Source organism: Novosphingobium sp. ES2-1, assembly GCF_015169775.1.
Taxonomy (GTDB): domain Bacteria; phylum Pseudomonadota; class Alphaproteobacteria; order Sphingomonadales; family Sphingomonadaceae; genus Novosphingobium; species Novosphingobium subterraneum.
Genome location: NZ_CP063445.1, coordinates 2,755,978 through 2,770,000, shown reverse-complemented (window position 1 = coordinate 2,770,000; position 14,023 = coordinate 2,755,978). Strand labels below are relative to the sequence as shown.

Sequence of the window (14,023 nt, the reverse complement as noted above, 5' to 3'; positions counted from 1 at the left end):
ATTATCGTCCGCACCTTAAAGACAACGCAGATTTTATGCAGGTCTGTCGTTGATGGTGTGGATTCTCAAGCGTGAGGTAAGAGCATTTGGTGGATGCCTTGGCATGTACAGGCGATGAAGGACGTGGCACGCTGCGATAAGCGTCGGGGAGTTGTGAGCAAACTTTGATCCGGCGATTTCCGAATGGGGAAACCCACCTTCACCATTTCTTCTGGTGTCCGAAAGTTCAGGTAACTGGGCGATCGGATGGCAGGCGAGGTGGATAAGGTATCCCAGATTGAATACATAGATCTGGTGAAGCGAACCCGGGGAACTGAAACATCTCAGTACCTGGAGGAAAAGACATCAACCGAGATTCCGTTAGTAGTGGCGAGCGAACGCGGACCAGGCCAGTGCCTCATCTTCAACTAGCAGAACAGTTTGGAAAGACTGGCCATAGCGGGTGACAGCCCCGTATGCGAAAGTGATGGATGAGGACTCGAGTAGGGCGGGACACGTGAAATCCTGTCTGAACATGGGGGGACCACCCTCCAAGCCTAAATACTCGTACATGACCGATAGCGAACACAGTACCGTGAGGGAAAGGTGAAAAGCACCCCGATGAGGGGAGTGAAACAGTACCTGAAACCGAATGCTTACAAGCAGTTGGAGCCTCTTTAGGGGGTGACAGCGTACCTCTTGCATAATGGGTCAGTGACTTAGTTTATCGAGCAAGCTTAAGCCGTTAGGTGTAGGCGCAGCGAAAGCGAGTCTGAATAGGGCGAATTGAGTTCGATGAATTAGACCCGAAACCCGGTGATCTAGGCATGACCAGGTTGAAGGTGCGGTAACACGCACTGGAGGACCGAACCGTTGAATGTTGAAAAATTCTCGGATGAGTTGTGTTTAGGGGTGAAAGGCCAATCAAACCGGGAAATAGCTGGTTCTCCGCGAAATCTATTGAGGTAGAGCGTCGAATGTATGCCGTTGGGGGTAGAGCACTGGATGGATGCGGGGGTCGCGAGATCTACCAATTCTAACCAAACTCCGAATACCAGCGAGACTTGTTCGGCAGACAGACGGCGGGTGCTAAGGTCCGTCGTCAAAAGGGAAACAGCCCTAACCTACAGCTAAGGTCCCCAAGTCATCACTAAGTGGGAAAGCATGTGGGAATCCCAAAACAACCAGGAGGTTGGCTTAGAAGCAGCCATCCTTTAAAGAAAGCGTAACAGCTCACTGGTCTAAACAAGGGTTCCTGCGGCGAAGATGTAACGGGGCTAAAGTGATGCACCGAAGCTTAGGGTTCGGACTTCGGTCCGAGCGGTAGCGGAGCGTTCCGTAGGCCTGAGAAGCGATCTGGTAATGGGTCGTGGAGGTATCGGAAGTGCGAATGCTGACATGAGTAGCGACAAAGAGGGTGAGATGCCCTCTCGCCGAAAGACCAAGGGTTCCTGCTTAAAGCTAATCTGAGCAGGGTGAGCCGGCCCCTAAGACGAGCCCGAAGGGGGTAGTCGATGGGAACCACGTTAATATTCGTGGGCCTGGTGGTGTGTGACGGATCATGTGTGTTGTCACTCCTTATTGGATTGGAGTGGCTTCGAAATGGTTCCAGGAAATAGCCCCACCGTATAGACCGTACCCGAAACCGACACAGGTGGTCAGGTAGAGTATACCAAGGCGCTTGAGAGAAGTATCCTGAAGGAACTCGGCAAATTGCCTCCGTACCTTCGGAAGAAGGAGGCCCTCACATTGCGCAAGCAGTATGAGGGGGCACAGGCCAGGGGGTAGCGACTGTTTAGCAAAAACACAGGACTCTGCTAAGTCGGCTTCAAGACGACGTATAGGGTCTGACGCCTGCCCGGTGCCGGAAGGTTAAGAGGAGGAGTGCAAGCTCCGAATTGAAGCCCCGGTAAACGGCGGCCGTAACTATAACGGTCCTAAGGTAGCGAAATTCCTTGTCGGGTAAGTTCCGACCTGCACGAATGGCGTAACGACTTCCCCACTGTCTCCAGGATATGCTCAGCGAAATTGAATTCTCCGTGAAGATGCGGAGTACCCGCGGTTAGACGGAAAGACCCCGTGCACCTTTACTGCAGCTTCAGAGTGGCATTAGGAAAGAATTGTGTAGCATAGGTGGGAGGCTTTGAAGCACCGGCGCCAGCTGGTGTGGAGCCATAGGTGAAATACCACCCTGTTGTTTTCTGATGTCTAACCCAGGACCGTTATCCGGTTCGGGGACCCTCTGTGGCGGGTAGTTTGACTGGGGCGGTCGCCTCCTAAAGAGTAACGGAGGCGCGCGATGGTAGGCTCAGGCCGGTTGGAAACCGGCTGTTAGAGTGCAATGGCATAAGCCTGCCTGACTGCGAGACTGACGAGTCGAGCAGAGACGAAAGTCGGTCATAGTGATCCGGTGGTCCCTCGTGGAAGGGCCATCGCTCAACGGATAAAAGGTACGCCGGGGATAACAGGCTGATGATTCCCAAGAGCTCATATCGACGGAATCGTTTGGCACCTCGATGTCGGCTCATCACATCCTGGGGCTGGAGCAGGTCCCAAGGGTTTGGCTGTTCGCCAATTAAAGTGGTACGTGAGCTGGGTTCAGAACGTCGCGAGACAGTTTGGTCCCTATCTGCCGTGGGCGTCGATACTTGAGAGGAGTTGCCCCTAGTACGAGAGGACCGGGGTGAACATGCCTCTGGTGTACCTGTCGTTCCGCCAGGAGCGCAGCAGGGTAGCTATGCATGGACGGGATAACCGCTGAAAGCATCTAAGCGGGAAGCCTCCCTCAAGATAAGGTATCATCGAGTCGTGATAGACCATCACGTTGATAGGCCGGGTGTGGAAGTGCGGTAACGCATGAAGCTAACCGGTCCTAATAACTCTGTTCATGCTTAAACGGGCTCCCAGAAAAGTATTACTTTTTAGGGTCCCGGAGAGTCCCACCATCAATGACAGCTCTGCACGGAAACATCCGTGATCAGGTCTGGCGTTGGACGGACGATCCTCCAGCCAGTCACATCTGATACGCATCGATTAAAGACATCCGCAGGCTCCATTGCCTGGTGACCATAGCGTCCGTGCCCCACCCGATCCCATCTCGAACTCGGCCGTGAAACCGGACAGCGCCAATGGTACTAACGCTCAAGCGTTGGAAGAGTAGGTCGTCGCCAGGCATTGAAGCTTGCGGAAGTCAAAACAAACCCATTCACAAATCACCATCCCCCAACGCGCCAGGGCTCAACGCCCCAGCGCAGCACGGGATGGTCTGGTCAGGCCCGCAAACCGCAGGCTTGACCAACACAACCCCGGCGCGGGGTGGAGCAGCCCGGTAGCTCGTCAGGCTCATAACCTGAAGGTCGCAGGTTCAAATCCTGCCCCCGCAACCAGATAAACGGAATTGGATGCACCGCCCTTCGGGGCGGTGTTTCCGTTTGTGGTCCAAGCATTGAACCGCGCGGCTTGGAAAATTTGCCGAAGCTGACAGGTCGACGTCCAAGGGCCTCCAATATCCCGGAAACAAGGTTATTGAGGAGGGAATATGGCGCGATAGCGCTCCTGTCCTGGTCGTTGGATCTTCAGCCTCATGTCTGATGTCCGGATTTGACATCGGACGGCATCGTGATCTTGTCTCCCATGAGAATGACGGAATTCCGCAATTCAACCGAGGGCAACCGTCGTCTGAGCGCTTGAGAGCATGCGCTGAACGTGGTTCCCCGGCATCGGTCTGCCAATGAGGTAGCCCTGGATCATGTCGCAACCCTCACTGCGCAAGATCTCCATCAAGGCTTGGGTCTCCACCCCTTCCGCGAGCGTCTCCATCCCGAGCGCTTCTGCCAGGGTGGTGATCGCCCGCACGATCGCCTGGGCACTGCCGCCCTCCTCGAGAGCACGCACGAAGCTTTGGTCGATCTTGATCTTGTTGAAGGGGAATGAGCGCAGGTAGCTGAGCGATGAGTACCCGGTGCCGAAGTCGTCGAGCGCCACGCGCACGCCCAATGCCTGCAGCGAATGGAGGATGTTCAGCGTCTTGTCGACATTCCCGATGAACACGCTTTCGGTGATTTCAAGTTCGAGGCGGCCTGCCGGAAGGCTGCTTTGTGCCAAGGCCTGCGCGATGCACGCGACGAGGCCGTCGGTCGTGAGCTGACGGGGCGAGATGTTGACTGCAACGCTGATGTCTTCAGGCCATTGCGCCGCCTGACGGCAGGCCTCGCGCAGGGCCCACTCGCCGAGTTGCACGATCAGGCCGGATTCCTCGGCAATCGGGATGAACGTTGCCGGGCTTATCATTCCGTGTTGCTCGTGCGGCCAGCGCATGAGAGCCTCGAAGCCCTTGATGCGGTTCTCCGACATGGAAAACAGGGGCTGGAAGTAAAGCTCGAAATCACCATCCCGGATCGCGCGGCGCATATCGATTTCCAGATGACGACGACGGCTTGCCTCGGCGTCGAGTTCGGGTTCGAAGAAGTTGTAGCCGCCCTTGCCATTGTTCTTGGCACGATCGAGCGCGAGATCGGAGCTTTTGAGGAGGGCGTCCGAGCAGTCCGCGTCCTGCGGGCCGATCGCGATGCCGATACTGGCGGAAACAACGATGCTGCGTCCGTCGATGGTCAATTCGCGGTTGAGCGCGGCTTCAAGTCTGCGGGCCAGGGCAGTGCAGTCGGTTGCCGGCTTGAGTCCATCGAGCAGGAGGCCGAAATCGTCACCGCCGAACCGCGCCACCATGGCGTTCGGGTAGCAGTCCTGAAGCGTTTGCGCCACGGTGCGCAGCAACTCGTCTCCAAACGGGTGACTCAATGCGTCGTTTATGGCCTTGAAGTCGTCAACATCGATGAAGGCTACGAACGTGCGCTGGCTTTCGCTTTGTCGGGCTACGGCTCGTTCCAGCTTTTCGATGAAGAAACGGCGATTGGGCAGGCCGGTCAGTGCATCGTGGAGCGATGCGTGCATGATCTGCTGTTCGCGCTCTTCTACCGCATCGACCATCGCGTTGAAGCTGGAGGCGAGAGAGCGCACCTCGATTGCGCCTTCGACCTTGACCTTTGCTACGGCACCGCCGGCATAGGCGCGCGCTGCTTCCGCGAGCAATTGCAGTGGCCGGGCAATCCCGCGCGAGAGGCGGATCGCGGCCCATGCACCAGCCAACAGTCCGAACAACCCGATCAGCATGAGCACCAGGCGAAGACTGAAGTAACGCGCTAACACCGAGTTGAGCGAATGCGCCATCACCAGGCGAGGCTCGTTGCCGTCTTCCAGGCTCGCAATTGCTGAAACACGAACCAGTGTTGGGCCGTCGTGGCCCTCCATCTCGGCGATCTCGCCAAGCTCGAGCGAAGCAAGGTGGCTGTCGAGTTGCGCCCGCTCGATCACGCGCGCCTCTACGGGGGCGGCCGACAGGCTTGCAAGCTGTGTCATGTCAGCCGGACCGAGCGTGTTCAGCAGGATCAGCCAGCCGGCAAGATCGGGCATCTCGATCGGCACTGCAGCGCCAAGCGCCTGCGCCTGGCCGAGCCGGATGACGCCGCGATCGGCACCGTTCTCCAGCCGTGACAGCATGGCCGTGCCCCTGATCGTCGTCGCCGTGCTCGAAGAGATCACGCTGCCATCGAGCTGGACGATCGCCACTTCGCTCACCTTGGCGCGGTCGCGCAGGCTTTGCAGGGCCGAGACGAGCGTTGGCGCATCGCCGGTGGCCAAGGCTTCACGGAAACCAAAATCGCGGGCTACCACTTCGCCCGCGTCCGCCATCTGCCTTTGCCTACTGGCAATGATCTGGTCGAACACGCGGGAGTTGGCGGCAAGCTCGCGCTCTGCTGTTTCATAGGCGAAGGTGTTGATGCCCGAACCGGCCGCAAGCAGCGTTGCGGCTACGATCACTGTCAGCAACACGACGTACAATAATGCAATCCGGCTGCCGAGTGAGCGAACGCGCACGCCTACCGCATTGCGCAGGCGGTCAAGCGCCTGCACTACCGACCGTTTCATTTGCCGCTGCCTGGCCGCAGCGCCACCATGATCCGACTGCGGTTGCTGGGTTCCAGCACCAATTTGCCGCGCCATTCGCCACCTGCGCCGCGGATGCGGGGATGCCAGACGACGACGTCATAGGTCCCGCGACCCAAGCCCTCGATGTCAGCCAGCCCGTTCAGGTCGCTGCGTGCTGCAAAGGGCGGTCTGTCACGCGGATATAGCCTTGCATCCTGTCGTGGATGTTGCAGCCCAGCGCGATCGTGCCGGCCACCTTGAATTGCTGGGTCCGCGTCTGATCCTGTCCATAGAGGTCGATCTTGAAGGGGCCGGGCTTGGAAAAGCTGTAGATCGAATGGCGTACGTTATCGAGGTTCGGGAAGGCCACTACCGCGCCCAGGGGCACGATCAGCGTACCAGGCACGAACGCCTGGTTCTTCTGCGCCATCGCATTGCGCCATGCGAAAGTCGGACGACGGGTGTTGCCAGCCGGTGGCCGGATTTCGATCACGGCATCGCGTAATGGGACGCCCGCCTGGTCCACCACCAGCATAGGTAGCGTGCTCGCCGGCGTGGCCGAGATCAGCAGGGGTAGCGTCAGCGCCACGCAGATCGGGCCCGAACGGAGCGATCCGCATCGCGAGACTCGCAAGGAGAGCAGATTTCTCATGCAGCCAGGCTAAGCGGCAATACCTTCGAAATTCAGAATCCTGCCTAGAGGGCACTTTAGGATTTCCCAACAGGTCTTGATTAACCCTCTCGCCTACTCTCTCTCGACAAGGGTGGCAAAAGCGTGATCAAGATTGCCAAGTTGGGCGCGGCCCTGGCAGGCCTTATGCTTGCTTCGCCCGCGCAGGCTGACCCGCTGCTGGATGGCGGAAAGCTGGTGCTGACCAATGGCATATCCTCGATCGAGGGAGCCAGCGGCGGTGGTCTTGCTAGCTGGGCCACGATTGCCGGCATGGAAACGGACCGCGGCCTTGGGCTTTCGGCCCATGTCACCGGCATCGAGCTGGCCGACTATGGCTGGCAGAGCCACGGAATTGCCGTGGGCATCAAGGACCGGGTCGAGCTGTCCTATGCCCGCCAGAACTTCGATACGCGAAAGGTTGGCGAAGCACTTGGTCTCGGCAAGGGTTTCCGCTTCAATCAGGACGTGTTCGGCGCGAAGGTGCGGCTGATTGGCGATGTGGTCTATGGTTCGCCCTTGCTTCCGCAGATCAGCCTGGGGCTGCAGCACAAGCGCAGTCTTGATGGCGCCATCGTCAGGGCGGTGGGGGCAGCGTCGTCGTCCGGCACCGATTTCACGGCCAGCGCCACCAAGCTGTTCCTGTCGAAAAGCATTCTGGTCAACGCCACCGCGAGGTTGACCAATGCCAACCAGTTCGGCCTGCTCGGGTTCGGTGGCCCCAATCAGCCTGCCCGCACGCTGCAGTTCGAAGGCTCGCTCGCCTGGATGCTTACACCGCGCCTTGTCGTCGGTGGGGAATACCGGACGCGGCCCAGCAATCTTGCCATCGCGCGCGAGGACGACGCCCACGACCTGTTCGTGGCCTGGGCCGTCACCCGCAACGCCACGTTGACCGCAGCCTATGCCGATGTCGGCTCGGTGGCCACTTTCGATGGCCAGCGCGGCGGGCTCGTCTCGCTCCAGCTCGCATTCTGAGGAGGCCGTTGATGCCGTTTGCGCTCGCATTTGCCCTGCTCGCCGCCCAGCCTGTCACCCCCGATCCGCAGGAGGTCCCTGCTGCGCAGGGCGATTTCTCCGGCGTCGATTGGGAAAAGGAATTCGGGGTCGAGAAGAAGGTGGCCGATCCCGTAACCGGCGAATTCCCGGTCGAGCCCTACAAGCAAAGCCCCACAAATGCAGGGGCCGACCCATTCACCGGTGAGAGCATGGCCCGGGCCTTCGGCGGTCAGGACGGCATCCACAGGATCGTGGACAGGCTGGTCGTCCTCAGCGAGAGCGACCCGCGCATTTCTGCAATCTTCAAGAGCCGCGATCTGGTTCGCTTGCGCCGCACCCTGTTCGAACAGTTCTGCTTCATACTGAACGCCGGCTGCATCTATAGCGGGCGCGAGATGAATGCGGCGCACAAGGATCTCGGCATCACCCGCGCTGATCTCAATGCCCTGGTGGAAAACCTCCAGCAGGCCATGCGCGAGGGGCAAGTGCCCTTCGCCGCGCAAAACCGCTTCCTGGCAAAGCTAGCCCCGATGGACCGGCAGGTTGTCGAACGGTGAAGGCGCGACGCGCCCTGAGGCGCAGGCGCGATTTCTGGCGACGGCCTCAGCCTTGCAGCGCAGCCAATCCGCCGGTGGACCCGAAACCGCCCTCGCCGCGCGTGGTGTGGTCGAGCGTATCCGCCTCTACCCAGATCCCGCGCGTGACGGGTGCGACGACGAGCTGGGCGACGCGGTCGCCTCGGCGGATCGAGAAGCTGTCGCTGCCGTGGTTGATGAGGATCACCTTCAACTCGCCACGGTAGTCTGAGTCTATCGTGCCGGGGGTGTTGGGCACGGTGACGCCATGCTTGAGCGCGAGGCCGGAGCGGGGACGGACCTGGATTTCGTAGCCCGCCGGAATTGCGACCGAGAGGCCCGTGGCGACGGCGTGACGCGCGCCGGGGGCAAGATCGATGTCCTCTGCCGAGACCACATCCATCCCTGCCGCGCCATCTGTGGCATAGGCCGGCAGCGGCAGATCCAACCCGTGGGGCAGGCGCTTTACGAGCACGGGGATTTCAGGCGAGTGCATCGGCGATTCTTTCGATCAGGAGCGCCGCGGCGGCGTCCTTGGGGAGTTCGGGCAGGCTTTCGACGCCGCTCGCGCTGACGATGTGCAAGGCGTTGATCTCGCCGCCCATCTGGTGCGTGGCGACATCGTTGGCGACGATCCAGTCCGCGCCCTTGCGGGCAAGCTTGGCCTTGGCGTGGTCGAGCACGTCGTTGGTTTCGGCGGCGAAGCCGACAACCAGCGGCGGGCGACGTTCGGACTTGCAAAGCGTGGCGAGGATGTCGGGGTTCTCGACCAGCTGCAGCGGCGGAACCTGGCCCGAACCATCCTTCTTGATCTTTTGCGCCGCCTCGCCGGCGCTGCGCCAGTCGGCCACGGCGGCGACCATGATGGCGACGTCTGCAGGCAGGGCGGCGTCGACGGCAGCGGCCATCTGGCGCGCGGTTTCGACGTCGATGCGGATGACGCCAGGCGGGGTCGGCAGGTTGACCGGGCCGGAGACGAGCGTGACTTTCGCGCCCGCCTTCGCGGCGGCGGCGGCGATGGCATAGCCCTGCTTGCCGCTCGAACGGTTGGCGATGTAGCGCACCGGGTCGATCGGTTCGTGGGTCGGGCCTGCGGTGATCAGGATGTGCCTGCCGGTGAGCGGTTTGCTTTTGCTGCCAAGCTGGCGCGCGATTTCGGCGCAGATCGCCGGTGGTTCGGGCAAGCGGCCGGGGCCGAACTCGCCACAGGCCATCGCGCCTTTGTCGGGTTCCATCACGCTCACGCCATCGCCGCGCAGGGTGGCGACGTTGCGCTGCGTGGCGGGGTGCTGCCACATGCGCACGTTCATGGCGGGGACGGCGAGCACCGGCTTGTCGGTTGCGAGCAAGAGCGTTGTGGCAAGGTCGTTGGCAATGCCGCCAGCCATGCGCGCGAGAAGGTCTGCCGTGGCCGGGCAGACGACAACCAGATCGGCCTGGCGCGAGAGCTGGATGTGGCCCATCTCGACCTCGTTCTTGAGGTCCCACAGCGTGGTGTGGACGGGGTTCTCCGAAAGCGCCGCAAGCGTCATCGCGGTAACGAAATGCGATCCGCCCTCGGTCAACACGCACGTGACGTCGGCGCCTTCCTTGCGCAGCAGGCGGACGAGCTCGCACGACTTGTAGGCGGCGATACCGCCGCCAATGATGAGCAGGATGCGTGTATCCTTCATGGATGGGGCTTGTGCAATGGGCAAGCCTCGCACGCAATCCTTTTGCGCAGGGAGCGCCGTTCAGGCACAGTCTGCCACAAACCATGACGGGGACCGGATGATGAGACTGATACTGACGGCACTGGTGTTTCTGGCGGGACTGTTCGACCTGTTCCTGGCGATCGGCTTCCTGACCGGGCCGGAGCAGGCAGCGATGGGCTTCGGTATCGCAGCCACCGGGGTCGGCGGCGTTTCGACGATCCGGGCAGACTTCACCTCGTTCTTCGGCGTGGCTGCATTCTGCATGATGTGGGGCGCGTGGCGCAGGAACGCCGACCTGATGCTGGTTCCGGCGCTGCTGTTCGGCACATCGTTCGTGGGGCGCGCGATCAATCTGGCGGTGACGGGGGCTTATCCCGGTTGGCCGGTGCCGATGGCGGTCGAGGCGGCGCACGTCGTGCTGATGCTGGCGGCATGGCGCCTGCTGCCGCATCACAAGCTGGGCGAGATTGCGGGGTGACGCCACAAGCCTATCCTCTGGGGCCTTGGTTTGCGCACCTGGCTGGGCCGGAGCGGTGCGTGGCCGTAGAGGTGGACGCGGCGTTCTGGGAAAGCGGTGTGCAAGCTCTGCCGCCGGGCCGGCTGGTCAGCATGTTCGAAAGCGCCGCGGACTGGCAGGTGTGGGAGTGCCATCCCGATGGCGAGGAGATGGTCATCCAGATCGAGGGCGAACTGGTGCTGATTCTCGAGCAGGGCGGCGCGGAAGTTCGCGTGCCGCTTCGCCCAGGGGAATTTGTCGTGGTGCCGAAGGGCGTCTGGCATACCGCTGACGCGCCGGTGCCGGGCAGGGCGATCTATATTACTCCGGGTGATGGAACGCAGAGCCGCGACCGGAAATGATCCCCTTAGGCCGTGGGCAACGTCCCGGGCCTGAGATAGCCGAACATGTGCGCGACGTAGTCCGCCTTGCCCAGACCGACGCCCTTGTGACGCAGGATGGCGTAGGCAATCATGATGTGGAAGTAGAACTGTCCCAGCGCCCAGTCGCGGCCGTACTGGTCCGCGGTCAGGTCGAACACCATGCCATTGGGAAGTTCGTGCGCGATCATCGCGGCGCCGTCGGATCCTTCGCTTTCGGGACGTGCCGAGACAAGCGCAATGGTCTCGGCAATCCTTTTGCGTGCCTCGCTGAGCGAACCCGCCTTATCCCCGGCCTCGCGGCCTTCCTCCAGCAGGATCGCGTGCAGCGGCGGCAGGGCAACTCCCTGCAACCGGTGGACGCCCTCCAGCGCCTGCGCGCAGGCAAAGCGGACCTGAGTAGACAGCGGGAACATGTCGGGCGCAAGCCGCGCTGAAGGCAGCGCAGCCACTTGCGCCTCGGGCAATTCACCTTCGGCCTTGTCCAGCCAATTCGACAAGGCGCCGAGCATCTGCAGATATGTCGGGGCAAGGAGTGAGAACGGTGTCATGGTGCTTCTTTTTCAACCGGATTGCGCCGCGCCTTCCACCGAGCCCAGAGCGCGAAGACGGCGCGTTGGGCGGGGCGTTCGAACTTCGCGTGGCTGATGAATCCCGCGGCGATGGCAAGCGTGACGAAGAGGATCAGGAACCACGGCTGGCGGGCAATGTCGCGCGAAAGGCCCGTGGCATCGATGATCAGCACGAGCGTGAGCTGGATCGGGATGTGCCAGAGGTAGATGCCGTAGGAGGCATCGCCGAGCTTCTGGCCGAACTGCAGGCGGCCCTTCTCATCGTTGAGGTCGATCGCGAGGGTGAGGAACAGGACTGCGAAGGTGCCGGCGATGGTGGCGGCGTCACCGCTGCGGTAGTTGGCCTTGAGCAGGAACGCGCTGGCCAGCAGGGCAAGGCCCAGCGGCAGGAGCGTGGCCGGGCGGAGCCAGCCCTTCAGCGTCGCTCCATAGGCAGCGCAACCGAGCATGAAGTAACCGACGCAGGACAGCACGTCCTTGTTCGGCAGGCCCTTGAGCATGCCGTAGAGCAGCAGCGCGCCCAGTGGCAGGGCCAGCGCCAGCGGCGCGCGGCGCAGCGCCGGGATGGCGAGGAAGAACACGAGGTAGGCGAGGATCTCGGTCGACAGGGACCACGAGGGGCCGTTGAACGACTGGTTATCCTGCCAGCCCCAATACTGCATCAGTGGGATCGACAGCAGGAAGTGCTTGAGGTCGTTGGTGTGATAGATGAACTCGGTGCCGGCGCGGGCGACATAGATGCCTTGCAGGATCGCCATCAGGCCAAGCGTCAGCAGGTGCAGCGGCCAGAGGCGCGCAATGCGGGCGAGCCAGAACCGCGCCCTGTAATTGGCATCGGCGAGATAGACATGCGCAAAGACGAAGCCCGAGACCGCCCAGAAATACTGCACGGCGGTGTGGCCATGGTTGTACAACCACGAGAGCGTTTCGTACCACGGCTGGATCGCGCGATTGACGTGCACATGATAGGGCACCGGCGGCACGAACACGTGCTGGTAATGCCAGAACAACACCATGATCGCCGCGAGCAGGCGCGACAGATCGAGCGCGTGGAAGTGGCGCTTGGGCAGGCGCAGGTGCGATAGGTTATGGCTCAAGGGAGCGGTCTTCTCAGCCCCACCAGCCAAGGGCGTGGGTGCCGATGACCAGCGCGCCGCCCGCCAGGAAGGTGAGGATCTGGCCGAGCACACCGGGCCCCCGCTTGCGGCGCTTGCGCTGCCACATCAGTTCGACCTTTGGCAGCGGCGGCGCCTCGGGTGCGCCGCCCTTGGGCGGGAAGCGGTCTTCGATGCGGCGGATGAGGTCGGGGATGCGCAGCAGAGTCTGCGTATCCTCGCGCACGCGGTCGGCTATCGCGGCTTCGGGGCCGAGCTCGTCGCGCACCCAGGCGCGCACGAACGGCGCCGAGGTTTCCCACATGTTGATCTCGGGATCGAGCTGGGTGGCGATGCCTTCGACCATGACCATGGTTTTCTGCAGCAGCAGCAGGTGCGGCTGCGTTTGCATGTCGAAATCGCGGGTGATGGCAAAGAGGCCATCGAGCATCTGGCCGACCGAGAGTTCGGACACCGGCTTGCCGCGCATCGGTTCACCCACGGCGCGCAGGGCCGTGGCGAATTCGTCGACCGAGTGATAGCTCGGCACGTATTGCGCCTCGAAGTGGATTTCGGCGACGCGGCGATAGTTGCCGGTCGTCAGGCCATAGAGGATTTCGGCGAGCCACTGGCGGGCGCGGCGGTCGATCCGGCCCATGATGCCGAAGTCGATGGCGACGATGGTGCCATCGGGTTCGACGAACAGGTTGCCCTGATGCATGTCGGCGTGGAAGTACCCGCCGTTGATCGCCTGGGTGAGGAAGGCGAGGACGAGGCGCTGGGCCAGCGCCTTGCGATCGTGGCCTGCCGCATCGAGTGCGGCGGTGTCGCTGATCTTGACGCCGTCGATCCAGTCGAGCGTCATGACCCTGCCGTTGGTGCGATCCCAGTCGATGTCGGGCACGCGATACCCGGCGTGCGCGCGCATCGTGTCGGCGAGTTCCGAGGCGGAGGCGGCTTCGCGACGCAGATCAAGCTCGCGCACCGTCCAGCGCTTGAAATTGGCGATGACCATGCGCGGGCGCAGGCGCGATGCTTCGCCGCCCAAGCCTTCGAGATGGGCGGCGGCCCATTCGTAGGTGTCGATATCGCGCGCGAACTTCTCGCGCACGCCGGGGCGCAGGATCTTGACCGCGACCTTGCGGCCTTCGGTCGTCACCGCGCGGTGGACCTGGGCCACCGAGGCCGCGCCCACCGGCACCGGATCGAACGAGGAAAACAGGCTCTCGAGCGGCTTTTCGAACGAGCGTTCGATTTCGGCGCGGATCAGCGCGAAATCGACCGGGGGGAGCTGGTCCTGCAGGGCGAGCAGGTTGTGCGCCGCTTCCTCGCCCACCAGATCGGGGCGGGTGGCGAGCGTTTGGCCGAGCTTGATCGCAGCCGGGCCGATCGCGCGGAAGGCACCGGCGTAGTCGGGCGTCCTGGGCTGGATCGTGCCGAAACGCGCAACCTTGCACAGGGTGCGGACGGGCGAGGGCGTGTTCGGATCACTTTCGATCCCGCGCAGCGCGCCGTGCCGGGCAAGTGTGCGGCCCCAGCCGAGCAGGCGGCGGATATGCGTGGCGGGAAGGGTCAAGCG

The 14,023-nt window shown here is 62.1% G+C and carries 11 protein-coding genes, 1 tRNA gene and 2 rRNA genes; 7 read left to right on the top strand and 7 right to left on the bottom strand.

All coding sequences use genetic code 11. The features are described from left to right. Positions 1-67 precede the first annotated feature (67 nt). The 3 genes from IM701_RS13525 to IM701_RS13515 all read left to right on the top strand — a co-directional run bounded on the left by IM701_RS13525 (position 68) and on the right by IM701_RS13515 (position 3,365). Positions 68-2,874: ribosomal RNA gene (locus tag IM701_RS13525) — 23S ribosomal RNA — on the top strand. A 163-nt stretch (positions 2,875-3,037) separates the two neighbouring features. Then, positions 3,038-3,152: ribosomal RNA gene (gene rrf, locus IM701_RS13520) — 5S ribosomal RNA — on the top strand. A 136-nt stretch (positions 3,153-3,288) separates the two neighbouring features. After that, positions 3,289-3,365 (top strand) — tRNA-Met (locus IM701_RS13515). Between the two features lie 271 nt (positions 3,366-3,636). Here the strand turns inward: IM701_RS13515 and IM701_RS13510 are convergent. Further along, on the bottom strand, positions 3,637-5,964 hold the full coding sequence (locus IM701_RS13510; protein WP_193827226.1) for an EAL domain-containing protein: 2,328 nt from the start codon (positions 5,962-5,964) through the stop codon (positions 3,637-3,639). Positions 5,965-6,124: 160 nt separating this feature from the next. After that, entirely contained in the window at positions 6,125-6,616 is a 492-nt protein-coding gene (locus IM701_RS13505) for a hypothetical protein (protein WP_193827225.1), read from the bottom strand. Positions 6,617-6,739: 123 nt separating this feature from the next. Between IM701_RS13505 and IM701_RS13500 the strand changes: the two genes are divergently transcribed. Together IM701_RS13500 and IM701_RS13495 are read left to right on the top strand one after the other, a co-directional pair. Next, positions 6,740-7,612: a DUF3034 family protein gene (locus tag IM701_RS13500; protein ID WP_230487707.1), complete on the top strand. Its 873-nt coding sequence runs from the start codon at positions 6,740-6,742 to the stop codon at positions 7,610-7,612. An 11-nt stretch (positions 7,613-7,623) separates the two neighbouring features. Continuing rightward, a complete protein-coding gene (locus IM701_RS13495; RefSeq protein ID WP_193827224.1) occupies positions 7,624-8,190 on the top strand; it encodes a group 1 truncated hemoglobin in 567 nt (188 codons plus the stop codon). Between the two features lie 46 nt (positions 8,191-8,236). Here the strand turns inward: IM701_RS13495 and dut are convergent, their stop codons facing one another. Together dut and coaBC are read right to left on the bottom strand one after the other, a co-directional pair. Beyond that, positions 8,237-8,704, bottom strand: a complete 468-nt coding sequence (dut, locus tag IM701_RS13490) for a dUTP diphosphatase (protein WP_193827223.1) — start codon at positions 8,702-8,704, stop codon at positions 8,237-8,239. Then, complete coding sequence (coaBC, locus tag IM701_RS13485) at positions 8,691-9,881, bottom strand: bifunctional phosphopantothenoylcysteine decarboxylase/phosphopantothenate--cysteine ligase CoaBC (RefSeq protein WP_193827222.1); 1,191 nt, start codon at positions 9,879-9,881, stop codon at positions 8,691-8,693. The genes dut and coaBC overlap by 14 nt, the downstream gene beginning before the upstream one ends. A gap of 100 nt (positions 9,882-9,981) precedes the next feature. Between coaBC and IM701_RS13480 the strand changes: the two genes are divergently transcribed. Further along, positions 9,982-10,380 (top strand): hypothetical protein, encoded by a 399-nt coding sequence (locus IM701_RS13480; RefSeq protein ID WP_039338661.1) that lies wholly within the window; start codon positions 9,982-9,984, stop codon positions 10,378-10,380. Positions 10,381-10,439: 59 nt separating this feature from the next. Further along, positions 10,440-10,760: a cupin domain-containing protein gene (locus tag IM701_RS13475; RefSeq protein WP_052242789.1), complete on the top strand. Its 321-nt coding sequence runs from the start codon at positions 10,440-10,442 to the stop codon at positions 10,758-10,760. Between the two features lie 5 nt (positions 10,761-10,765). On the opposite strand, the gene IM701_RS13470 is transcribed toward IM701_RS13475, so the two are convergent. From IM701_RS13470 to ubiB, 3 genes are read right to left on the bottom strand one after another with little or no spacing between them, the layout of a single operon-like run. Then, a complete protein-coding gene (locus IM701_RS13470; RefSeq protein WP_193827221.1) occupies positions 10,766-11,329 on the bottom strand; it encodes a DUF1993 family protein in 564 nt (187 codons plus the stop codon). Beyond that, positions 11,326-12,447: an acyltransferase gene (locus IM701_RS13465; RefSeq protein WP_230487706.1), complete on the bottom strand. Its 1,122-nt coding sequence runs from the start codon at positions 12,445-12,447 to the stop codon at positions 11,326-11,328. The genes IM701_RS13470 and IM701_RS13465 overlap by 4 nt, the downstream gene beginning before the upstream one ends. Before the next feature lie 13 nt (positions 12,448-12,460). Continuing rightward, positions 12,461-14,020: a 2-polyprenylphenol 6-hydroxylase gene (gene ubiB, locus IM701_RS13460; protein ID WP_193827220.1), complete on the bottom strand. Its 1,560-nt coding sequence runs from the start codon at positions 14,018-14,020 to the stop codon at positions 12,461-12,463. Between the last annotated feature and the right edge of the window lie 3 nt (positions 14,021-14,023).

Bases quoted from the DNA above. Each gene is read 5' to 3' on its own strand.
- IM701_RS13510 (WP_193827226.1), bottom strand. From the start codon at position 5,964: ATGAAACGGTCGGTAGTGCAGGCGCTTGACCGCCTGCGCAATGCGGTA.
- IM701_RS13505 (WP_193827225.1), bottom strand. From the start codon at position 6,616: ATGAGAAATCTGCTCTCCTTGCGAGTCTCGCGATGCGGATCGCTCCGT.
- IM701_RS13495 (WP_193827224.1), top strand. From the start codon at position 7,624: ATGCCGTTTGCGCTCGCATTTGCCCTGCTCGCCGCCCAGCCTGTCACC.
- dut (WP_193827223.1), bottom strand. From the start codon at position 8,704: ATGCACTCGCCTGAAATCCCCGTGCTCGTAAAGCGCCTGCCCCACGGG.
- coaBC (WP_193827222.1), bottom strand. From the start codon at position 9,881: ATGAAGGATACACGCATCCTGCTCATCATTGGCGGCGGTATCGCCGCC.
- IM701_RS13480 (WP_039338661.1), top strand. From the start codon at position 9,982: ATGAGACTGATACTGACGGCACTGGTGTTTCTGGCGGGACTGTTCGAC.
- IM701_RS13470 (WP_193827221.1), bottom strand. From the start codon at position 11,329: ATGACACCGTTCTCACTCCTTGCCCCGACATATCTGCAGATGCTCGGC.